We start from the raw sequence: 22,266 nt of genomic DNA, 5'->3' as shown, positions 1-22,266 counted from the left end.
AGCCCGTCAGTCACCCAGACGGGCTTGTTACTTTTTCCGGTTCCAACCGACCTATTTATAACTAAACCTCTATTGTTATGAACTTCATCATGCGTATCATTGTCACCTCCATTGTTGCATTTGGGTTATCGTATATTTTAAGCGGGGTACATTTTGATACGTTTACATCGGCGATTGTGCTGGCCATTGTGCTGGCTATTTTAAATGCCATTGTAAAACCCATCCTGATCTTTGTCACCCTTCCCATTACCGTGGTAACATTAGGTCTTTTCCTATTTGTGATCAATGCCCTCATCATTTTACTGGCCGATTATTTAATATCAGATTTTCGTGTTGACGGATTTTGGTGGGCGCTGTTGTTTAGCCTGCTGCTGTCGATTGTTACCTCGGTATTATATAAAGAAAAAAGAGACGAAAAAGAATAGACGCCAGTCACCGCCGATATTTGATTTGCGTTAACTTCATGGTACATTTTTTTATTACCATATAGTATGCACTTCGATAGCAAAGATTTGACCCACGACCAACTGGTTCATTTTTACAAGAGCCTGTTATTGCCTCGAATGATCGAAGAAAAAATGCTGGTGCTGTTACGGCAGGGCAAAATTTCAAAATGGTTTAGCGGAATTGGGCAGGAAGCAATTGCTGTGGGAGTTACCCAGGCGCTGGAAGAAGATGAGTGGATCTTACCCCTGCACCGCAACCTGGGCGTATTTACCAGCCGCCATATGCCACTGCACAAATTGTTGATGCAATGGCAGGGCAACCAGAGCGGGTATAGCAAAGGCCGCGAACGCAGCTTTCACTTCGGCAATGCACAGCATCATATATGTGGCATGATCTCGCATCTGGGTCCGCAGTTAGGCATTGCAGATGGCATTGCCCTCGCCCATAAACTTCGCAAAGAAAATAAAGTAGTGGTTGTGTTTAGTGGTGAAGGCGGCACCAGTGAAGGCGATTTTCATGAAGCACTAAACGTGGCAGCCGTGTGGGACCTGCCGGTAATATTTGTAATTGAGAACAACGGCTACGCCCTCAGCACGCCCGTGCATGAGCAATACCGTTGCGAATCGTTGGTAGAAAAGGCAAAGGGATATGGCATTGACGGCGTGAAGATAGACGGCAATAATATCCTCGGTGTATACGACACCATAAAAGGCGTACGGAAATATTGTATTGAAAACCAGAAGCCTTACCTGGTTGAATGCGCAACGTTTCGCATGCGCGGCCACGAAGAAGCCAGTGGCACCAAATACGTTCCAGCTTATTTATTTGAGGTTTGGGAAATGAAAGACCCCATTAAAAACTTTGAAAAGTTTTTATTATCAGCAGCGGTTCTTACCAAAGAGTCAATGGACGCCATTTACCAGGACCTGAAAGAATATATTGATGTAGAGTGCACCATTGGCTTTAATGCGAAGCCGACGCAGGTGAATACCCATCATGAAGAAGCTGATGTGTACGCCAAAGTAAATGCGGGTGAAAACATTCCGAAGCATGAAGTAGGAAGTAAGAAGTATGAGAACTCCGGTTCCCGGGAGTCGGCTTCATATAGTGAGCCGAAAATTTTTGTTCAAAAGCCTAATTCCGTTTCGCACCACCGCCTTATTGATGCCATTAAAGATGGGTTGCGGCAAAGTATGCAGCAACACGACGATCTGATCTTGATGGGACAAGATATTGCAGAGTACGGCGGTGTATTCAAAATAACGGAAGGGTTTGTAGCCGAGTTTGGAAAAGAAAGGGTGCGCAACACACCGTTATGCGAAAGCGCTATTATCGGCGCCGCATTGGGTTTGAGCCTGCAGGGGTTCAAAAGTATGATCGAAATGCAGTTTGCCGATTTTGTGACGATGGGTTTTACACAGATCGTCAATAACCTGGCGAAGATCCATTACCGCTGGGGACAATCGGCCAATGTGGTCATTCGCATGCCCACAGGCGCCGGGGTAGGAGCCGGGCCATTTCACTCACAAAGCAATGAAGCCTGGTTTGTACATACGCCGGGTTTGAAGGTGGTATACCCATCAACCCCAGCCGATGCAAAAGGACTGCTGATCGCTGCCATCAATGACCCCAACCCGGTGTTATTTTTTGAGCATAAAGCATTGTACAGAAGCGTTAGTGGTGATGTGCCCGATGCGTATTATGAAACGGAGATTGGCAAAGCGCGCCTTGTGCGGTCGGGCGATGATATAAGCATTATAACCTACGGACAGGGTGTAATTTGGGCTGAAGAGTATGCGGCAGGGCATCCCGGGATCTCCATAGATATTCTTGACCTGCGCACTTTGTTACCGCTCGATTACGAAGCCATCAGGGCAGCCGTTACCAGAACAGGCCGGGTGCTGGTGTTGCATGAGGACACGCTTACCGGTGGTATTGGTGGTGAAGTGGCAGCCTGGATCGGCGAACATTGTTTTGAATCGCTCGATGCGCCGGTGTTGCGCTGTGCTTCGTTGGATACGCCTGTGCCGTTCAACATTGATCTGGAAAATAATTTTCTGGCCAAAGCCCGCTTGCAGGAGACTGTGGAAAAGCTGCTAAATTATTAATACCAAGGTTGTTGCAGGCTGTTGCATATCAATTGTGTAGAGGTTAGGCTGCTTCCACTTTTCAGCGTGAATTTGTATCTTTATCAACCCTGCTGAAAATTATAACCTTGGGAGTAGTATGCGTATATTTCTTTTTCTGATTCTTGGTGTTGTAAGCTGTAATGTCCTCGATGCACAATCGCTTCAAAAAGCTGTTACCGATGCCTACCTGGTAAGCCGCATGGTGGAAAAATACCACATTCAACCGCGGCCGTTAGATGATGAAAGGTCTGCGGCCATTTTCAACGAACTGATGCTCTCCCTGGATGAACAACGCATTTTCTTTACACAGGACGATATGAAAAAGTTGCTGGCTTATCGCCTGCAACTCGATGATGAAATAAAAGGTAAGAAGTCAGCCTTTCTGCAATTAGTGGTTACTACCTACAAACAACGCATGTTGCAGGCAGATACCATGATCGATAATATTTGTAAAACACCCTTCAATTTTTCACTGAAAGAAAAATATACAGTTGCAGAAGATACTACTTATCCGGCAGGCATACCGGCCATGCATGCCAAAATGTACAAGCTGATAAAATATACCGTATTGCATGGTATAATGGAGTATGCCGATTTGATGAACCCGAATAAACAGCCATCAAAAAAATTTATTGACAGCCTGGAGCCTTTCCTTCGCAAAAAGGCCAATGTAACATTGAAGCGTTCGGTAAAGCGAGTATTACAAAGCCCGCAGGGCGTTGAATTTATAATTGGCAACATGTATTGCCAGGCGCTTGCCGTAAGTTACGACCCGCATACGGCTTATTTTTCTGCTGATGCCAAAGAAGATTTTGAAAGCAACCTGGGTAAAAAGCCGCTGGAATATGGCGTCACTTTTAGCAAAGATGAAGACGGACATGCAGAGATCGATTACCTGAAACCCGGTAGTTCTGCCTACCAAAGCGGGAAGTTAAATAAAGGCGATAAGATACATTCTATACAATGGGAGAACAAAGAACCGATTGATGTAGCAGATGCCGAAGTGGAAGAAATTGAACAGGCGCTGTCAGCATCAGGCGGCAACACAGTTAACATCACCGTAAAGAAAGCGGATGGAACTATGCGCCAGGTGGCGTTACATAAAGAACGGCTTGAAAAAGAAGTAGAAGAAGAGGAAGAAGACAAGGTGAAAAGTTTTATTCTGCAGGGCGACCGCAAGGTGGGTTATATTTCGTTGCCTGCCTTTTATTCAGATTGGGAAGGCACATTGGGAATTAACGGTTGCGCCAATGACGTGGCTAAAGAGATCGTCAAACTAAAGAAAGAAAATATTGAAGGGCTGATGATCGACCTGCGCTATAACGGCGGGGGTTCGCTGCAGGAAGCCATTGAACTGTCGGGAATATTTATAGATGCAGGTCCGGTAGGGCAGGTTAAAACCAAGGACCCCAAGCCTCATACATTGAAGGATGTAGTGCGGGGAACTATTTATGATGGTCCTCTGCTGTTGCTGGTGAACGGGTTCAGTGCATCAGCATCGGAGATGGTGGCGGCGGTTATGCAGGATTATAACCGTGCACTGATTGTAGGTTCCGCAACTTATGGAAAAGCGACTGCCCAGTATGTTTTGCCCATTGATACAACTATTAACCTGGAAACCTACGATGGAAAAAAGGCGGCTTCCAGTTACATAAAGCTGACTATTTCAAAACTGTTCCGCATAAACGGAACTACGGCGCAGGCGCATGGCGTAAAACCAGATATTATTTTGCCCGATTTAACTGATGCCGTTCCCGAAAGAGAAGTAAACGAAAAATATGTGTTGCCCGCAACAGTTATTGATGCCAATAAGTATTATAAACCCCTGCCTGCATTACCGGTGGCGGCGGCAGAAAGCGTTGCGAAGAAGGAAATGGCTTCATCGGCGTATTTTAAATATGTGCAGCAATACATTGAGCAATCAAAGACTGCGGGCGTGAAGAAAGATATTTCTCTGTTCATAGATGAAGCGTGGCAAAATAAGAAGAAGAAAGAGCAGCAGGCAGAAGCATTGAAAGAACCAGAAGAAGAGAAAGCTATTTATAAAATAGTTAAACCAACCGGTCAGAAGCAACGGGCACACGATAGTGAAGTAGATGAAGAATGGAATGAAGAACTGTTAACAGATGCATACGTTAAGATTGCATATCAGTTAATAGCAGCCATGAAGCAATAGCCTGTTCGCGAATATTATACTGTAACCAAAACCCTTTTATACCAGCCAAAACAATCAGCTATGGAACTAAAGAAACGTAACCTTGTTATACTGTTCATTTCCTTTATAAGCGTTACCATTTCTTCGCGCGGACAAGCCATTGAAAACCCCGGTGAATATATGACTGCCATTTACAAGGCCCGCACCGAAATGGATGCCAAGTATATGCAATACCTGAGTGCGGCAGCGCATGGCCGCCGGGCGCGTAAAGTAGAAAAGCTGCGTGGCGAAGTGCTGGAAAGCATTAATCAATGCAAATACAAAACAACCGATCTGCCCAAATATAAAGGCGATAACACCTTGCGCCAGGGTAGCATAGATTATATCACTTTATGCTACCGTGTTTTTAATGAAGATTATAAGAAGATTGTAGATATGGAAGAATTGGCCGAGCAATCGTTTGATGGCATGTCGGCTTATTTGTTATTGCAGGAGAAAGTAACGGAGAAGTTGACCGAAGCATCGGAAAAGCTGGAAAAAACATCGAAGGAATTTGCAGCGAAGTATAATGTAAAGCTGAATGAAACAGAAAGCGCCCTGGGCTCAAAGCTGGATGTTGCCGGCAAATTGAATGATTATACAAATGAGTTGTTCCTTATTTTCTTTAAGTGTAACTGGATGGATAGAGAATTGACAACGGCCATGAACAATAAAAAGGTGAACGATGTGGAGCAATCGCGCAACTCCTTACTGCGCTTTGCCAACGAAGGATTAAAAGGCGTTGATACGTTGAAAAGTTTTAATAACGACCCCACACTGGCCAATGCCTGCCGCGATGTATTGAAGTATTATAAGAAAATGGCTGAGACCGATATTCCCAAGCTTACCGATTTTTATTTAAAGGAAGAGAATTTTAATAAAGCAAAGAAGACCTTTGAAGCGAAGCCGGCCAACAGCCGCACACAGGCGGATGTGGATGTGTACAACAAAGCCGTTAACGAATACAACGAAGCCATCAACAACTTCAACAAAACAAACAATGCGGTAAATAAAGAACGCACGCAACAAATCAATGCCTGGGAAGCGGCGCAAAAGAAGTTTCAGGATACGAATATGCCGTATTATAGAGGGTAAGCTTCCTTAGGGATTTATGCCATGATTCTTTAATACGTGGAACCATTTTATATGTCTGACGTAGGAAGTAAGATTTTTCGAGCGTTTCTTTCTTCCTACTACTTACCTCACTCCCCCGGATGATACTTCCGCTCCATATTTTTCATCACATCTTCCTTATAAAACATCACCTCTTTAAAAATGCCCTTGGTGTACATCTCCGCCTGATCATTAAAATGCTTTGATGTGGGATTTCCGCTTTCTCCACCGGCCAGCAATGATTTCGCTTTTATTTTCTTGCCAAACTCCACTGCACACACAAAACTGTTGCCATTATAGCCATATCTTTTTAATGATCCGTTATTGTAACGGCTTACGTACGAGGGCAAACAACCCCATGTAGACGCTGCCATGCCCACCGGCAAACTGGGTTTGCTATCATCATATGTTTCCTGAAGTTTGCCGGTCAATCGCTGATACCGGTTAATGGTTCCCCAACTGGTTTTCCAGGTTCCATATTTACCATTTAATTCATTCACTACCGAAAGCAAAGTGCCTGCTAATTCCGCTGCGGAAGCCGTTGCAGCATATTCATGTACACGCGTTACAAAATCTACTTCCTTTCCGTTTACCCGCACCAGGTTGATCAATGGCTGCAATTTTTGTATCCACTCAATGGCCAGGGTGGTGGCGATGGATGTTACGTTTGCTTTCAGATCCCACTTCTTTAAAACGGAAATGGGTTCTGCCAGCTTTATGTATATAGAATCGGTTTTAGAAAGATCTTTTTCATAACCGGCGATCAATGCCGGTATCAATTCTTCAAACACCGCCAGCGTAGTGTTGTACCCGGTGGCTATCATGGAGTCGATAGTAAATTTCTTTGCCTTCTCCAATAAGCGTGCTGCGGTAATGCCGCGAAAGTTTTCTGCGTCGGGCGCCATATAAGCCGGGTACTTTTCCTTTTTCGGACTGCTACTGCCTGCTGCGGTAAATGGAGTAGAGTTGCAGTTCTGAATAAATCCACTGGCCGGATTATACAAATGGATCGTTTGTTCTAAAGAATGAGATCCCCGCCAGGAAGTGGTCCTTTTGCTGCCATCAACGGGTTGGCTCCAATCGATGGTTGAATCGCGGCGTGGAATAAAATTGCCATGCCAATAGGCAATATGCCCGCTGTCATCTGCAAACACTGTGTTGTTTGATGCATTTGACAACAACTCCATACTCTTTTTGAACGCTGTAAAACCATTTGCCTTGGTTCGTTGCCATGATTGAATTAACGCTCGTAAAGAACGGTTATTTGCTCTTACGCTGATCCATTGATCGTTCCGGCTGCCCATCACAGGACCATGATGGGTATACCAGGTGTTAATGGTAGTTGTTTTTATACTGTCGCCTGCTTTGTAACTTAACATAACAGCGCGTTTCTTTACCGGCGCCTGTCCCTGCTCGTATTGATAAAATGTTTTTACACCTCTTTGAATGATCTTTAATGCATACAGATCGGCTACATCTGAATAACTCGAAGTATGCATCCAGCCACAATGTTCATTAAACCCCTGGTAAACGAACATCTGCCCCCAGGTAACGGCGCCGTATGCATTCAACCCTTCTTCACTGATCACATGTACTTCGGGCCTGAAATAAAATGTTACGTGCGGATTAATATACAAAATGGCATTGCCTGATGCCGTACGGGCGGGCGCCAGTGCAAAACCATTGCTCCCGGTTGCAACTTCATCTTCTGTTTTTTTGGTTAGAACCGTAGAAGTGGAATCGCTGGTATAGAATTTTTTTAATTCATCGATGGTTAATCCGCCGCTTTGTATGGCTGAAATACTTCCATCCGTCCACATTAAATGGAACCAGGGCTCAAAGCGGGTAAGCAATGCCGGTTTAACCGTTGGGTTTTTATACAGGTAATAATTTATGCCGTCTGCAAATGCTTGCAATAAATTTTTTAGCCAGTCGGGGCTGCTCTTATAGTCTTTTATAGCGCCGGCCGAATCGATGAGCAGTCGGGTATACAGGTCGTTGTACAGGCTTTTTTCACCGTTTATTTCTGCGCTTCTGCCTAAAATATCAATGTAATTGGCTTCTACTCGTTTAAAATCATCTTCACATTGGGCATACAATAATCCGAACACGCAGTCGGCGTCGGTCTTACCGTAAATATGGGGAATACCCCACTTGTCGCGGATGATAGTAACCTGTTTTGCCTGTTGCTGCCACCGGGTAATTTCTTCTGGTGTGAAGTTTTGGGCAAGCAATGAGCACGGAAATAACAAGAGTAGTATCAACTTCATGATAGCAAGTTAATGAGTTTGTAAGTTATTAAGTTCATAAGAAAACTCAAAAAACTAAGCAACTGAATAACTTATCTCTTATATCCCGGCCCAAACAACGCCACACCACTGCGCACTCCCGTATGCTTGCTGTTATCAACAACCAGTTGCCCGTTTACCAAGATGTAATAAAAACCGGTTGAATACTGATGCGGTTGCTCAAATGTGGCATGATCGATAACGGTTTTATCATCAAAGATCACAATGTCTGCTGCCATGCCTTCTTTCAGCAAACCGCGGTCTTTTAACTGAAACTTCTGCGCAGCCTGCGAGGTCATGCGGCGAATGGCTTCTTCCAGGGTGATCACCTTTTCCTCACGTACATACTTGCCCAACACCCGGGCATTGGTGCCATACCCTCGCGGATGCGGCATGCCTTTACCAGGAACGGGAACGCCGGCATCGGCGCCGGTCATACAAAAAGGATAGCGCATAATGTATTTAACATCGTCTTCATTCATGCTATGATATACCATTTGGGCACCGCCTTTTTCAACCATATCCATAATGGTTTCCGCTTCAAACGCGGCTTTTGATCTGCGGCCCATCAGCTTATTGATCTCGGTAATGCTTTTCCCATTATAACTGCTGTCGGCTGAATAATTTGCCACTACGCAATAACTGTAATTTTTGAATTTGTATTTGCGCAGTTGAGCCAGCATTTCTTTTTTTATTTGCGCACGAATAGCAGCGGTATGCAAACGCATCTTCAATGAATCGGCGCCGCCGGCAAAGGCCCAATCGGGCAGGCGTACCCCAAGATTGGTACTGCTGGCAGTGTAAGGATACTGATCTATCGTTACATCCAAGCCTTCCTGCCGGGCCTGTTGAACCAAGGCCAATGTAATGTTGCTTTTGCCCCAGTTCGCTTTGCCGCCTATTTTAAAATGCGAGATCTCAACCGGTATATTGGCTACCTTGCCAATATTAATAGCTTCCGTTATCGCTTCTACCGCTTTGCTTTCTTCATTGCGAATATGCGAAGCATATACACCGTTGTATCGCGATGCGGCTTTTGCGAGCCCTACCACTTCTTCGGTGTTTGCAAACGTGCCGGGAATATAAATAAGCCCGGTACTGATGCCCACCGCGCCTTCTTGCATGGCCTCTTTTACCAGCGATTCCATTTTTTGTTGATCTTCGAAAGTGGGCAGGCGATTATCCCGGTGCATCACTTTTTCGCGCACGGTGTTATGGCCTACCAATGTGGCGATGTTGATAGAAGGATGTAAACTGTCGATACGCTTGAAGAAATATTTCAAATTGGAAGCCGAGCCGCCGCAGTTACCGGTAATTACGGTTGTTACGCCATCATAAATATAGTTGTCGGCAGTTGGCCATTGAAAAATACCTGATTCCACGTGCCCGTGCACATCAATAAAACCGGGTGCAATGATCATTTTGTTGGCATCGATGATTTTAGTTGCTGTATAACCGGCGAGTTTTCCTACTGCCAGAATTTTTCCATCTTTCACCGCTACATCGCCATAAAACCAGGAGTTTCCGGTGCCGTCAATGATACGGCCGTTTTGAATAAGTACATCGCAGGAAGTTTGTCCAATGCAGGTGATGCTGGCAAAAAGGATAAGTACACTTAGCATTTTTTTCATAGCTGGTTTTAAAATTAGGCAACCATTTTCAATTTTCTGGGTGCGTTTTTTTGCGGGAAGATATAGGCCAAAACTTGAGCTGTGGCACACTTCGCTGCCGGCTGTGTTGAGAAATTTCCACAGGAAACCACCGTAAGGCCTCAGCTACAGGATTGGGTGGAATGATTATTTAAGCTATAATTAAAAGAGTATTCTTATAAATCGTCCATCCTGATAGCATCGGGGTGGTACGATCCGTGCCCGTCCCGGTCAGGCGGGCATCTGGCAAAAGAAAATTAAAAACTATCAGATGAAAAAGACTAATTTTTTTTATCACCTGTTGATCGTGCTGGGCATGTGCGGACTTATGTTTTGTGGTAATGATGGCGATAAAAGTAATAGCGGCGCGCAGGGATATGATTCAACCACAATTGATACCGATTCAATAAATGCCGCACATCATCACGACCCGGCTAACGCCTATCCGCAGCCTCCTGTAATGGGTACTAACGTAGATTCGAGTAGAACTAAGGACTCTGGGAACAGGCAAATGGATCACGGAAATAAATAATGTTTTTAATAAGGGGTTAATATCTGTACATAAAAAAAGGGGCCGTTATTAAGCCCCTTCTTTTTTATTATTGAAATAAGTGTATTTAGCCTAGCCCTTTCAACCATTTAACCAGGTCGTCCCTGGTTTTACCGGTTTTTTCCTGCATACGGCCCAGCCATTCTTCATCTTTCCCTTCTTCATATTTAATATCATCATCTGTTAGATTTCCAAAGGCTTGTTTAATTTTTCCTTTCCACTTATTCCAGTTGCCTTTAATTTCTAATTTATCCATAACTGTTTTCTATAACAGTTAAAAATCTCGTGCCAGTGTTAATCGGCAGTTGCTCCTTTTTCACCTATAAACCATTGTTCTTTATTCCTGAACAGCACATTAAACGTGGTTAATGAACCATAAATGCGGGTTATATATTGTTGCAGGTTCACTTTGTCTTCATCGCTTAATTGCTTGTGGGCATTGATCTGTTGTTCAAGCACACGCAGCCGGTCGCGCAACATTACAATTTTGTGAAAGAACACATCTATAGGCACTTCTTTTCCCTTCTGGGTTTTATCGGCCGGCTGCAATATCATGTTACCGCCTTTCCAGCGATCGCCCAAAGGAACGATCTCTGAAAAGCCACCCCATAAACGAAGGATCTTCAACAGCGATTTTTCTACATCGCTATGCGTTTCTATTTCTTCGGTAACATTTTCAGGAATTATTTCTTCTAGATGCGTATCGTTTTTATCGATCTCTTTTATACCGTGATGAATAAAAGAAATTAAATAGGTGGCATACCTGATGCCAACAATTACACCCGGCCCATGTTGGGTATGTTGTAAACGGGTGCCTATACCGAGGTTGAGCTGATCCATATAATTGACATTTTCAACCTGAAATATACAATGGTATTTTAATAAATAAATTTGATCGTGTACTTAAAATACTTACCTGATAAGTAGGCATTAGTAATTCATGGCCTGGTACACCATCACTTTATATAAGTTGCCCAGGCTGCCCCAACTGGTGGGCCATATGTTGCGGTAAATTAATCCTATCAGTTTTTCTTTCGGGTCAACCCAATAGGTGGTTGCAAACATACCGCCCCATTCAAACGTGCCTTCCTGTGTGGGTAATATCGAGCTGCCTTTGTCGGTAGTAATGCCAAAACCCAATCCGAATTTATTAGGGCCGCGCATTAAATCACCGATCTGGTTCATCGTCATCATGCGAACGCTGTTGCGGCTCAGCAAGCGTTTGCCATTGTATTCACCGCCATTCAACAGCATTTGCAAAAAGATGGCATAATCATAAATGGTAGAAGACAAACCCGCACCGCCTGAATAGTAGGTGCCTTTCATTTTGGGATAATCGCGGTACATATCTCCAAACAAACTTAATTTCTCTGCCATTTTAAGCGGCTTTTTGGTGATGCTGTCTTCTGTGTACAACATAGCCAGCCGGTTTTGTTTATCGGCGGGTAAATAAAACCAGGTGTCTTTCATGCCCAGCGGCTCAAAAATGCGCTTATGCAGGAAATCTTTCAGGCTCATGCCCGATGCTACTTCAACCAGGTAACCCAGTACGTCGGTATTTAAGCCATATGTGAATTTTTCACCGGGCTGGTGGAACAAAGGCAACGTGCCCAGTATTTTCATTTTATCGGCCAGTACAAATTCAGGGATGCCAATTCCGCCCACTACGCCGGCCTTATAATATATGGCCTTGGCTTCACTGGAACCAATTTGTGCATATCCCAGGCCGCTGGTATGGGTAAGCAGGTCGCGAATGGTGATCTCTCTTTTGGCCGGAACGGTTGTATAAGTTGTATCGGCTTTATTAAATTTATCTATCACCTTTGGGTTCCTGAATTCAGGTATAAAGTTCGAGATGGGATCATCGAGCATGAACTTTCCTTCTTCATGCAACATCATCACGGCTACACTGGTAATAGCTTTGGTTTGCGAGGCAATACGAAAGATGGCATCTTTTTGCAGGGGAGCTTTGGTGTCGAGATCGTTGTAGCCAAAATTTTTATAATATACGATCTTGCCATCGTGCACGATCATGGCTACGGCGCCGTTCATTCTGCCTTTGTCTACATATTCTTTTAATATAGTATCGATGCGTGTTAACCGCTTTGAGGAGAAGCCGCCGGCTTCTGGCGTGGAGGCCATGCTTAATACCGGATGGGCTGACTGGCTAATTGCAACCGAAATAAAAAGTAGGATAACTGTAATGGTGCTAATGATCTTTCTCATGATAGCTGGGCATGTTTTAGAGTAGTAAGTTAGGATAATACAGGGAAATGAGGAATGAAAAATAAGAAACAGAGAAATGAGAAAGGGAAGACGGCCAGGGAATGTTGAATAGCGAATGTCCAATATAGAATGTCGAAGTGGGATACAGGGAAATGAGAAATGAAAAATGAGAAACAGAGAAATGGGAAATGAAAGACGGCCAGGGAATGTTGAATAGCGAATGTCCAATATAGAATGTCGAAGTGGGATACAGGGAAATGAGAAATGAAAAATGAGAAAGGAAAGACGGCCAGGGAATGTTGAATAGCGAATGTCCAATATAGAATGTCGAAGTGGAATACAGGGAAATGAGAAATGAAAAATAAGAAACAGAGAAATGGGAAAGGGAAGACGGCCAGGGAATATTGAATAGCGAATGTCCAATATAGAATGTCGAAGTGGAATACAGGGAAATGAGAAATGAAAAATGAGAAACAGAGAAATGGGAAAGGAAAGACGGCCAGGGAATGTTGAATAGCGAATGTCCAATATAGAATGTCGAAGTGGATAGGGAAATGAGAAATGAAAAATGAGAAACAGAGAAATGGGAAAGGAAAGACGGCCAGGGAATGTTGGTTGGGAGTGCCAAATGCAAACCGGTTACCGGGACCCTGAAACTGCAGTGAATTTCATTAGCTAATTAACTTACTCCTCCTGTTTCTTCAACTCACCCATAACTTGCTTCAGCTTGGTATACTTCTCAAAACTCCTTTTAATATGAGATTGAAACTCGTAGTCGGTAGCGGTTTCGGTAAAGATGAGATCGGGTTTGTAGCGCACCATAAAGGTATCGAGCTCGGCGCCACGCAGTTGGGTAAGCCGTATCACAAGAGCTCTACTAAAGCGGTGTTCAATAAATTTCTCTTTTTCTTCTGCTATCAACCGGTCCCTGAACGCAGCCATGCGCTTGTTCCTTTTGAATTGAAATATTTCAATTAATTGATCCATGTCTACACCCACGGCACCACCGACACCTGATGGCGTAACAATACCCAGCCCAGGTTTTTTGAAATTAAATGCTTTGGCGTATTCTTCCCGGTTGGCAATAGAGTCTAAATGGTAGTTACGCTGTTTTACCATAATGGGTTTCAACTCGGTAACGTTTACATGCAGGGAAATTTCAAAGTTTTGCTGGTTGGGTATGGAGCTGACGGGGTATTTGGGAGTGCCTTTGCCCAGGTAAGAAAACCAAATGGAGTCGGTTTCGCGCACATAAATTGAATACCGGCCTAAAGAATCGGTGGCGGTACCTGTTCCGCCGGTACTTAAAACACTCACTGAAACCAGCGGTACCTGCTGGGTCATGTCAAACACTTTTCCTTTAACCTGGATCTGTATCTGGCTATGGCCTGCAATGGAACCCGAAACCAGTAAAACTAAAATTATGTACCGATGTAAGCTCAAACTGATGAAATTGAGATTGTGATATTACAGCAAGAAAATGAAATTAACATAAAATGTCGGGTGGTTTAACGGCGATTTTGCAGTTCCCGGATCACCTTTTCAACAATCAGCGGGTAATGTTCATGTTCCAGGGAATGAATTTTTTGGGCCAGGCTATCGGCCGTTTCATCGGCTTCAATAACGCAACGGGCCTGAAATATCAATTGCCCGTGGTCGTATAGTTCATCAACATAATGAATGCTGATGCCGCTTTCTTTTTCTTTGGCAGTGATCACGGCTTCATGTACAAACCGGCCGTACATGCCTTTACCGCCATAGTTTGGTAATAGCGCGGGATGTATATTAATAATACGTTGCGGAAATGCCTGTATTAATAGTACCGGTACCTTCCATAAAAAACCACCGAGTACAATAAAATTAATGTTATGTTGTTTTAATTCGTCGACGTAGGCATTGCCACGAAAAAATTTTTCCTTCTCTATAATTAAGGAAGGTATATTTTCTTTTTGCGCAATGGTCAATACGCCTGCACCTGGTTTGTTGCAAACAATTAATGCGATCTTAATTTGTTGATGATGCCGGAAATGATCGATCAGTTTCTGTGCATTTGTTCCGGTACCTGATGCGAAGATGGCTACATTAACGGTTTGTTGTTTGTCGTTTTTTGTTAGTGGTTGAGTTGCCGCGGCCAGAGCATTCTGAGCAGTTTCGGCTTGCTGACTGGCAATTGCCGATTGCCGATTGCCGGTTTGTGAGCTATGCATATTAATATTATCTACGTGTGGGTTATTTGTTGAGGGAATCAGTTTCATTCGTTTCAAGATCTTCTTTTCATATTTCCAGAAAAAATTGAATTGTCCGAAAGGAATGGAAATAAGAAGTATAAGGACCTGGTAGCCGATAAGCAATATAAAGATCTTAATGGCCCAGTACCAAAACGATGAAGCATCCAATTGTAACCAATGGGTTACCTGACGGGTTAACCAGGCGGTTGTGGTTCCGGTAATAGCAAAAACACACAGTATTAAAAATAATTGTGTGCCATTTACGTTCCATTTTTGTTTCAGTCGTTGAAACATGAACGCAAAAGTGCAGGAAAATTTTGGGGTTGAAAAAAGTCAATTTTATCATCAGTTTACGAGATGCGAAACTTTAGTTGTCACATTGACAAAAGCATGACATTTCATACTGAACCGTTTTAATGTACGGGGTAAAATCGGCTGAAACCCGCGCCAGGCCTGCATTAAAAAAATTTTAAACAGGTTGTGATTTTGTTAAAATCCTGACTTATTTTTGCACCCAATTCGGGAAATTTTTCCACATAATTTCATCATATCCAACAATATGATTGATCATAGAGCAAACGTTAAGCGAACCCTTCTCAGTGCATTGTTCTTTTTACTATTGTCGTTCGGGAATAAGATCTCAGCTCAGGATGGGAAAGCCATATTTCAAGATAATTGCGCTTCCTGTCACAATGTTTTCAAAGATGGTACCGGACCGGCATTAGGAGGATTAACAACACGTGGCCCCTGGACTGATCGTAAAAAGCTTTACGACTGGGTTCATAATCCGGCAGGTTTTATGAAAACCGACCCCTATACCCAGGGGTTGAAGCAAAAATTTAGCGGCAACATGATGTCTCCTTTTCCAACAATGTCAGAAAAGGAGATCGATGCAGTTGTAGATTACGTAGAGAAAACCTTTAAAGCTGGTCCTCCAACTGCAGGTGGCGGCGCACAACCTGGTGCCGGCGGCGCTCAGGTTATCGACGAGAAAGACAACTCCATCATGTATGGCGTGTTAACCCTGATACTGGCAGTAGTAGCATTGGTTATGCTGCAGGTTAACAGCAATCTTAGAAAGCTGGCCGATGATAAAGATGGCATTCCTTCTCACGAGCCAATTCCATTCTATCGCAACAAATCTTACATCACTTTATTAACGCTGATCCTTTTTGTAGTAGGCGGTTATTATATAGTGAAAGGTGCCATTGGTTTAGGCCGTAGCACAAACTATCAACCTGAACAACCTATTTACTACTCCCATAAAGTACACGCCGGTGCAAACCAGATCAACTGTTTGTACTGCCATGGTGGTGCAATGGAAGGTAAACATGCCAACATTCCTTCAGTGAATGTTTGTATGAACTGCCACATGACCATTAATGAGTACACTGGTAGCGCTGGTAAATTGTTCCGCGAAGACGGTACAGAAATAAACGGTACTGCCGAAATTCAAAAGATCTATGCAGCCGCCGGTTGGGACCCTTCTAAAAGACAGTATACTGGCAAAGGCAAGGAAATTGAGTGGACCAAAATTCACAACCTGCCCGACCACGTATTCTTCAGCCATGCCCAACACGTAAATGCCGGTAAAGTACAATGTCAAACCTGCCATGGCGAAATTCAGAAAATGGATGAAGTAAAACAGTTTGCTGACTTAAGCATGGGCTGGTGTATCAACTGTCACCGTACCACTAAAGTGAACTTCGGCGACAAAAGCGGCGAAGAAGGCAACAAGTTCTACAGCATTTACCAGAAATACCACGACGAGATCAAAGCAGGCGTGAGAGACAGTGTAACTGTAAATGATATTGGTGGATTGGAGTGCCAGAAATGTCACTACTAGTATAATGCGCTTCGGGATGAAAATTTGAAAATGAGGAACCCCGATTTTCAGATTTTCAAAACAAAAAGTAACAAGCTGAATTTGATAATGCAGTCTTAAATTATAACGACCCAATTCTCAAATTCTCAAATTCTCAAATTTTCAAATTCATAGATAAATGGCTAAAAAAAAGTACTGGCAGAGTTTCGGAGAGCTCAACAACAGTGAGGCCTATGAAAAGTCGATTTCGAACGAATTCAAAGAAGAATTACCGTTTGAGACCGCAGATAAAAAAGGATTGTCTACCAGTCCAGCCTCCCGTAGAGACTTTTTGAAATATCTTGGTTTTAGTACAGCGGCTGCAATAGCCGCAGCCAGTTGCGAAACTAAAGTTAGAAAGGCGATCCCGTATGTGAACAAGCCTCAGGATATGGTGCCGGGTGTTGCTGATTATTATGCTACTACTTATGTAAGTGGCGGCGAAGCAATACCAGTTGTAGCAAAAGTGCGCGATGGACGTCCGATAAAATTAGAAGGCAATACCCTGTCTTCTTTCAGTAAGGGCGGTTCTTCTGCCCGTATGCAGGCGTCGGTGCTGGATTTGTATGATACGGCCCGTTTACGTCACCCTATAGCTAAGAACACGGCTACCAATTACGAGGCAATCGATCGCGAGATCATCAGCGCATTAAATGGCCTGGGCAATGGTCAGTTGGTATTACTTACCTCTACCATTACTTCGCCTTCTACCAAACAGGTTATCGCAGAATTTTTAGCCAAATACCCCAACGGTAAACATGTTACGTTCGACGCTGTGTCGTACGGCGGTATGCTGCTGGCAAATGAAGCTACTTTCGGAAAACGCGCTATTCCCTCTTACAACTTCGATAATGCACAAACTATAGTGAGCCTTGGCGCCGACTTCCTGTGTACCTGGTTGAGCCCGGTTGAATTTCAGCATGGCTACAGCAAGAACCGTAAGGTAACTGAGAAGAAACTCGACATGAGCAAGCACTACCAGTTCGAAAGCATGATGAGCACAACTGGTGCTGCTGCGGATGAGCGTTTTACCCACCGTCCTTCAGAAGCCGGTATCATAGCAGCAGCATTATTGACTGCTGTTAACGGCCAGGAGCCAACCGGCATTTCCGGTAAATTAAAAGAAGGAGTTAAAAAAGCGGCTAAGGACCTGGTTGCCAACAGAGGCAAAGCACTGGTTGTTAGCGGCAGCAACAATACACAGGTACAGATCCTTGTAAACGCCATCAACGAAGCTATCGGCGCTTACGGATCAACTATCAACTGGAATGCCCCCATCCTGATGCACCAGGGCGTTGATAGCGAAATGGTAGCATTGGTTCAGGATATGGAAGCCGGCCGCGTAGGAGCCCTGCTCGTATATGGCGCCAACCCTGTTTACGAATACTACGACGCAGAACGTTTCAAAAAAGGGTTGAATTCGGTTAAACTGTCTGTTTCTTTCAACGACAGAAAAGACGAAACAACGCAATTGTGTAAATATGTTTTACCTGCTCCTCACTTCCTCGAAAGCTGGGGTGATGCAGAACCTAAAGCCGGTTATGTGAGCCTGATCCAACCAACGATCAACCCGTTGTTTGAATCAAGACCTTTTGAACAGTCTTTATTAAAATGGACTGGCAATACCACCCGCTGGGATGTTTACCTTAAAAATTACTGGATCGCCAAATTAGGCAGCCAGGCAACTTTTGATAAAGCATTACAGGATGGTGTAATTGAAACAACCCCTGCTGCTGATGCAGGCGCTGCTTTCAACGCCGCTCCCGTGGCACAGGCTATCTCCGCTGCCAATGCCATGAAGAAAAACAGCGAGTATGAAGTAATAGTTTATCAGAAAGTGGGGGTAGGCGATGGAAAACAGGCAAACAACCCCTGGTTGCTCGAATTGCCCGATCCTATCACCCGCGTATCATGGGATAACTACGCTGTTATTTCGCCTGTACTGGCCAAAAAAATGTTCGAGATCGATCTGAGCGACAGAAGATCTGCCGACAAGTATGAGGTTGAAGTAGAAAAGCCGGTTATCAAGGTAAAAGTTCGCGGTAAAGAAGTTGAACTACCAATTATAATTATACCAGGTACACACGAAAACACCATCGCCATAGCTGTTGGTTATGGTCGCGATAAAAATGTTGGCCGTGCGGTGCATGCTGCTGATGGTGGTTCTTTAGGTAAAAATGCCTATCCGTTACTGAGCTTCAATGGTTCTACCTTTGAATGGAACGGACAGGCTGAAATTGCCAAAACCGATCTTACTTACAAAATAGCTCAGGGACAAACACACAACAGCTACGAAGGCCGTCATGGTGTTATCCGTGAAGTTACCCACGAAGAATATAAGAAAGAGCCCGCCATTATTCGCAATGAAAGAAAGGCTGAGTTGAAGAACTATGGCGGTATTGAGAAGTTTGAAAAAGATGGTACCATCTATCCCGTTTATGACCGTCCGGGCATTAAATGGGGTATGAGCATCGACCTGAACAGTTGCTTCGGTTGCGGCGCCTGCGTGGTAGCCTGTCACATCGAAAACAACGTTCCTATCGTTGGTAAACACGAAGTAATGCGTTACCACGATATGCACTGGTTGCGTATCGACCGCTATTTCAGTGGTAACCCCAATGATGCGGAAAGCATTCAAACCGTGTTCCAGCCTATGCTGTGCCAGCACTGCGACAACGCGCCATGCGAAAACGTATGTCCGGTGGCAGCAACGCACCACAGCAGCGAAGGCCTTAACATGATGGCTTATAACCGTTGTATCGGAACCCGTTATTGCGCAAATAACTGTCCTTATAAAGTACGTCGTTTTAACTGGGCCGATTATACCGGTGCAGACAGCTTCGCCAACAACCAACAACCGCTGGTTGATGAAGGTAAGCTGGACGATGTAGTACTGATGATGAACGACGACCTTACCCGTATGGTGCTGAACCCTGATGTTACCGTTCGTAGCCGCGGTGTAATGGAAAAATGTTCTTTCTGCGTACAAAGAGCGCAGGCCGGTAAGCTGGAAGCCAAAAAACAAAACCGTCCGTTGCAGGATAGCGATTTCCAAACCGCTTGTCAACAAGCCTGCTCTGCCGACGCTATTGTGTTTGGTAACGCCAACAACTCGCAAAGCGCCATTTCGAAAACACGGCAAGAAAATGACAACCGTATCTATTTCGCGCTGGAAGACATTCACACTTTGCCTAATGTGAACTACCTGGCTAAAGTGAGAAATACCGCCGAGATCAGCAATCATGGTGTGCTCACAGGCTCTGAAGAGCATGTAGCTGCTTCTGAGCATGGTGCTGAGCATAAGGGATAAGTTGACAAGTTGATATAGAGTTTAAAGGTGATAATCAAAGGGAGCAATTCACCATTGACCATCACCACTCACCATAAACATTTTTCGGCTAACATTTTCCGCCAGGGGGCGGGGAAATAGCTAAAAGCATATAACATGGCATTATTAAGATACGAATCGCAAGTAAGACCTCCGCTGGTAGAAAATGATAAAACTTATCACCAGGTTACGGAAGATATTGTGCGTCCTATTGAAGCAAACCCATCCCGTCTTTGGTGGATCGGTTTTCTGATCTCAGTTGCACTGTTACTGTTTGGTGTGTATTCAATTTACCGTGAGGTAACCTACGGGGTAGGGCAGTGGAACCTGAACAAAACGATAGGCTGGGGCTGGGACATCACCAACTTCGTATGGTGGGTGGGTATCGGTCACGCCGGTACACTGATCTCTGCGATCCTGTTGCTGTTCCGCCAGGGTTGGAGAACGGGTGTGAACCGCGCCGCGGAAGCGATGACCATCTTTGCGGTAATGTGCGCCGGTCAGTTCCCGATCTGGCACATGGGCCGCGTGTGGATGGCCTTCTTCGTACTGCCTTATGCTAATACCCGCGGTCCGTTATGGGTAAACTTTAACTCACCGCTGTTGTGGGACGTATTCGCGATCTCTACATACTTCACCGTATCATTATTATTCTGGTATTCTGGTCTTATTCCCGACCTCGCTACCGTACGTGACCGCGCCCGTTTGAAATGGCGTAAATATATGTATGGTCTGCTGTCGTTCGGCTGGACCGGTTCTACCAAACACTGGCAACGCCATGAAAGCTTATCGCTGGTACTGGCCGGTATGAGTACGCCGCTGGTATTGTCGGTACACACGGTGGTATCGTTCGACTTCGCTACCTCAGTTGTGCCTGGCTGGCATACGACCATCTTCCCGCCTTACTTCGTTGCGGGCGCCATCTTCTCAGGTTTTGCGATGGTGCAAACGCTGCTGTTGATCAGCCGTAAAGTGTTGAACCTGGAAGAATATATTACCATCGAGCACATTGAGGTAATGAACAAAGTAATTGTATTGACCGGTTCTATTGTAGGGGTTGCCTACTTAACCGAGTTGTTTATATCATGGTATGGCCAGAACCCGAATGAAGGCTGGGCCTTCGCTCAAAACAGGTTGAACCTGTTCAGCCCGTATGGCTGGAGCTACTGGCTGATGATGGGTTGTAACGTGATCTCACCGCAGATCTTCTGGTTCCGCAAACTGCGCCGTAACCTGGTTGTAACCTTCTTTATGTCGGTGATCGTAAACATCGGTATGTGGTTCGAGCGTTTTGTGATCATTGTTACTTCTATCTACCGCGACTACCTGCCCAGTAGCTGGAGTACTTACTACCGGCCAACCATTTGGGAAATTGGGTTTTACTTGGGTACGTTCGGTTTGTTCTTCACCTGCTATTTCCTGTTCTCTAAATTCTTCCCCGTAATTGCGGTGGCGGAGATCAAGCACATCCTGAAGAGATCAGGTGAAAACTACAAGAAGAACATGTACCATATTGAAAAGGAAACTCCGGATCATTTATATAATGAAACGCACGGCGATCATCATTAATTGAAGCCCGGAAGCAAAAGATAGAGAATAGAAAAACAGAAATCCCGAAATAAGAAATATCAAAATCTTTATATGGCTGTTAAAAAATTTGTTGTCGGTTGTTTTGATGATGAGGGGCCGTTGTTTGATGCCGTTAAAAAAGTACGCAAATCAGGTTATAAACTGCATGATGTGTATACCCCATTCCCCATTCACGGTTTAGACAAAGCAATGGGCTTACGGGATACCAGCATTCATACGGCCGGATTTCTTTACGCCATTTTTGGTACCACTTCCATGTTATCGTTCATGACATGGGTATTTACCAAAGACTTCCCTTTAAACGTTGGTGGTAAACCGCATTTTGCGTTACCCGCCTGGATACCTATTACATTTGAATTTACCGTATTGTGCGCATGCGTAGGCATGGTTATAACTTTCTGCTACCTGTGCCAGTTAGCGCCTTTTGTAAAAAAGCACCACTTTCACCTGCGTGCAACCGACGACCTGTTTGTAATGGTTATCGAGTGCACTCCTAAGACAAACGAAAGCGAAGTAAGTTCGTTCCTGACTAGCATTGGCGCCAAAGAAGTTAATGTGCAAAATGCTGAAACCGGCTGGTGGTTAGGTACATATGATAAAGATCAAAAATTGTTTGAAGGTCAAAGCGAAACTGTTTCTGCATAATATCTGAATACTTAA

Annotated in this window: 16 protein-coding genes; 9 read left to right on the top strand and 7 right to left on the bottom strand. The window is 44.4% G+C overall.

The window, feature by feature from the left end:
• Positions 1–77: 77 nt before the first annotated feature.
• From FAM09_RS06855 to FAM09_RS06840, 4 genes are all read left to right on the top strand, one after another.
• Complete coding sequence (locus tag FAM09_RS06855) at positions 78–425, top strand: phage holin family protein (RefSeq protein ID WP_136576302.1); 348 nt, start codon at positions 78–80, stop codon at positions 423–425.
• Positions 426–491: 66 nt separating this feature from the next.
• Positions 492–2,555, top strand: coding sequence for an alpha-ketoacid dehydrogenase subunit alpha/beta (locus tag FAM09_RS06850; protein WP_136576301.1), 2,064 nt, complete (start codon positions 492–494; stop codon positions 2,553–2,555).
• A 118-nt stretch (positions 2,556–2,673) separates the two neighbouring features.
• Positions 2,674–4,752 (top strand): S41 family peptidase, encoded by a 2,079-nt coding sequence (locus tag FAM09_RS06845; protein ID WP_136576300.1) that lies wholly within the window; start codon positions 2,674–2,676, stop codon positions 4,750–4,752.
• Between the two features lie 60 nt (positions 4,753–4,812).
• On the top strand, positions 4,813–5,865 hold the full coding sequence (locus FAM09_RS06840; RefSeq protein WP_136576299.1) for an LIC11966 family surface protein: 1,053 nt from the start codon (positions 4,813–4,815) through the stop codon (positions 5,863–5,865).
• A 107-nt stretch (positions 5,866–5,972) separates the two neighbouring features.
• Here FAM09_RS06840 and FAM09_RS06835 read toward each other — a convergent pair whose 3' ends face one another.
• Together FAM09_RS06835 and FAM09_RS06830 are read right to left on the bottom strand one after the other, a co-directional pair.
• On the bottom strand, positions 5,973–8,153 hold the full coding sequence (locus tag FAM09_RS06835) for a penicillin acylase family protein (protein WP_243751611.1): 2,181 nt from the start codon (positions 8,151–8,153) through the stop codon (positions 5,973–5,975).
• 71 nt (positions 8,154–8,224) lie between these two features.
• Complete coding sequence (locus tag FAM09_RS06830; protein ID WP_136576297.1) at positions 8,225–9,802, bottom strand: N-acyl-D-amino-acid deacylase family protein; 1,578 nt, start codon at positions 9,800–9,802, stop codon at positions 8,225–8,227.
• 289 nt (positions 9,803–10,091) lie between these two features.
• Between FAM09_RS06830 and FAM09_RS06825 the strand changes: the two genes are divergently transcribed.
• A complete protein-coding gene (locus FAM09_RS06825; protein ID WP_136576296.1) occupies positions 10,092–10,352 on the top strand; it encodes a hypothetical protein in 261 nt (86 codons plus the stop codon).
• An 85-nt stretch (positions 10,353–10,437) separates the two neighbouring features.
• Here FAM09_RS06825 and FAM09_RS06820 read toward each other — a convergent pair whose 3' ends face one another.
• From FAM09_RS06820 to purN, 5 genes are all read right to left on the bottom strand, one after another.
• Positions 10,438–10,626: a CsbD family protein gene (locus FAM09_RS06820; protein WP_136576295.1), complete on the bottom strand. Its 189-nt coding sequence runs from the start codon at positions 10,624–10,626 to the stop codon at positions 10,438–10,440.
• A 38-nt stretch (positions 10,627–10,664) separates the two neighbouring features.
• Positions 10,665–11,210 carry a hypothetical protein gene (locus tag FAM09_RS06815; protein ID WP_136576294.1) on the bottom strand — a complete coding sequence of 182 codons (546 nt, stop codon included), beginning with the start codon at positions 11,208–11,210 and terminating at the stop codon, positions 10,665–10,667.
• 90 nt (positions 11,211–11,300) lie between these two features.
• Entirely contained in the window at positions 11,301–12,596 is a 1,296-nt protein-coding gene (locus tag FAM09_RS06810) for a serine hydrolase domain-containing protein (RefSeq protein ID WP_136576293.1), read from the bottom strand.
• A gap of 684 nt (positions 12,597–13,280) precedes the next feature.
• Positions 13,281–14,039: a carboxypeptidase-like regulatory domain-containing protein gene (locus FAM09_RS06805; RefSeq protein ID WP_136576292.1), complete on the bottom strand. Its 759-nt coding sequence runs from the start codon at positions 14,037–14,039 to the stop codon at positions 13,281–13,283.
• A gap of 65 nt (positions 14,040–14,104) precedes the next feature.
• Positions 14,105–15,118: a phosphoribosylglycinamide formyltransferase gene (gene purN / locus FAM09_RS06800; RefSeq protein WP_243751610.1), complete on the bottom strand. Its 1,014-nt coding sequence runs from the start codon at positions 15,116–15,118 to the stop codon at positions 14,105–14,107.
• Positions 15,119–15,383: 265 nt separating this feature from the next.
• Between purN and FAM09_RS06795 the strand changes: the two genes are divergently transcribed.
• From FAM09_RS06795 to FAM09_RS06780, 4 genes are all read left to right on the top strand, one after another.
• A complete protein-coding gene (locus FAM09_RS06795) occupies positions 15,384–16,670 on the top strand; it encodes a c-type cytochrome (protein ID WP_136576291.1) in 1,287 nt (428 codons plus the stop codon).
• 157 nt (positions 16,671–16,827) lie between these two features.
• A complete protein-coding gene (locus tag FAM09_RS06790) occupies positions 16,828–19,998 on the top strand; it encodes a TAT-variant-translocated molybdopterin oxidoreductase (protein ID WP_136576290.1) in 3,171 nt (1,056 codons plus the stop codon).
• Between the two features lie 135 nt (positions 19,999–20,133).
• A complete protein-coding gene (gene nrfD / locus FAM09_RS06785; protein ID WP_136576289.1) occupies positions 20,134–21,585 on the top strand; it encodes an NrfD/PsrC family molybdoenzyme membrane anchor subunit in 1,452 nt (483 codons plus the stop codon).
• 72 nt (positions 21,586–21,657) lie between these two features.
• Positions 21,658–22,251, top strand: coding sequence for a DUF3341 domain-containing protein (locus FAM09_RS06780; protein WP_136576288.1), 594 nt, complete (start codon positions 21,658–21,660; stop codon positions 22,249–22,251).
• Positions 22,252–22,266: the final 15 nt, after the last annotated feature.

The organism is Niastella caeni, from assembly GCF_004834005.1.
Lineage (GTDB): Bacteria > Bacteroidota > Bacteroidia > Chitinophagales > Chitinophagaceae > Niastella > Niastella caeni.
Note: the sequence above shows the minus strand (reverse complement) of the source record. Positions and strands in the feature narration are given on the sequence as shown.

Excerpts from the sequence above, each read along its gene's own strand:
- FAM09_RS06790 (WP_136576290.1), top strand. The coding sequence starts at position 16,828 with ATGGCTAAAAAAAAGTACTGGCAGAGTTTCGGAGAGCTCAACAACAGT.
- FAM09_RS06820 (WP_136576295.1), bottom strand. The coding sequence starts at position 10,626 with ATGGATAAATTAGAAATTAAAGGCAACTGGAATAAGTGGAAAGGAAAA.
- FAM09_RS06810 (WP_136576293.1), bottom strand. The coding sequence starts at position 12,596 with ATGAGAAAGATCATTAGCACCATTACAGTTATCCTACTTTTTATTTCG.
- FAM09_RS06845 (WP_136576300.1), top strand. The coding sequence starts at position 2,674 with ATGCGTATATTTCTTTTTCTGATTCTTGGTGTTGTAAGCTGTAATGTC.
- FAM09_RS06795 (WP_136576291.1), top strand. The coding sequence starts at position 15,384 with ATGATTGATCATAGAGCAAACGTTAAGCGAACCCTTCTCAGTGCATTG.
- purN (WP_243751610.1), bottom strand. The coding sequence starts at position 15,118 with ATGTTTCAACGACTGAAACAAAAATGGAACGTAAATGGCACACAATTA.
- nrfD (WP_136576289.1), top strand. The coding sequence starts at position 20,134 with ATGGCATTATTAAGATACGAATCGCAAGTAAGACCTCCGCTGGTAGAA.
- FAM09_RS06855 (WP_136576302.1), top strand. The coding sequence starts at position 78 with ATGAACTTCATCATGCGTATCATTGTCACCTCCATTGTTGCATTTGGG.
- FAM09_RS06780 (WP_136576288.1), top strand. The coding sequence starts at position 21,658 with ATGGCTGTTAAAAAATTTGTTGTCGGTTGTTTTGATGATGAGGGGCCG.
- FAM09_RS06830 (WP_136576297.1), bottom strand. The coding sequence starts at position 9,802 with ATGAAAAAAATGCTAAGTGTACTTATCCTTTTTGCCAGCATCACCTGC.
- FAM09_RS06850 (WP_136576301.1), top strand. The coding sequence starts at position 492 with ATGCACTTCGATAGCAAAGATTTGACCCACGACCAACTGGTTCATTTT.
- FAM09_RS06825 (WP_136576296.1), top strand. The coding sequence starts at position 10,092 with ATGAAAAAGACTAATTTTTTTTATCACCTGTTGATCGTGCTGGGCATG.
- FAM09_RS06840 (WP_136576299.1), top strand. The coding sequence starts at position 4,813 with ATGGAACTAAAGAAACGTAACCTTGTTATACTGTTCATTTCCTTTATA.
- FAM09_RS06815 (WP_136576294.1), bottom strand. The coding sequence starts at position 11,210 with ATGGATCAGCTCAACCTCGGTATAGGCACCCGTTTACAACATACCCAA.
- FAM09_RS06835 (WP_243751611.1), bottom strand. The coding sequence starts at position 8,153 with ATGAAGTTGATACTACTCTTGTTATTTCCGTGCTCATTGCTTGCCCAA.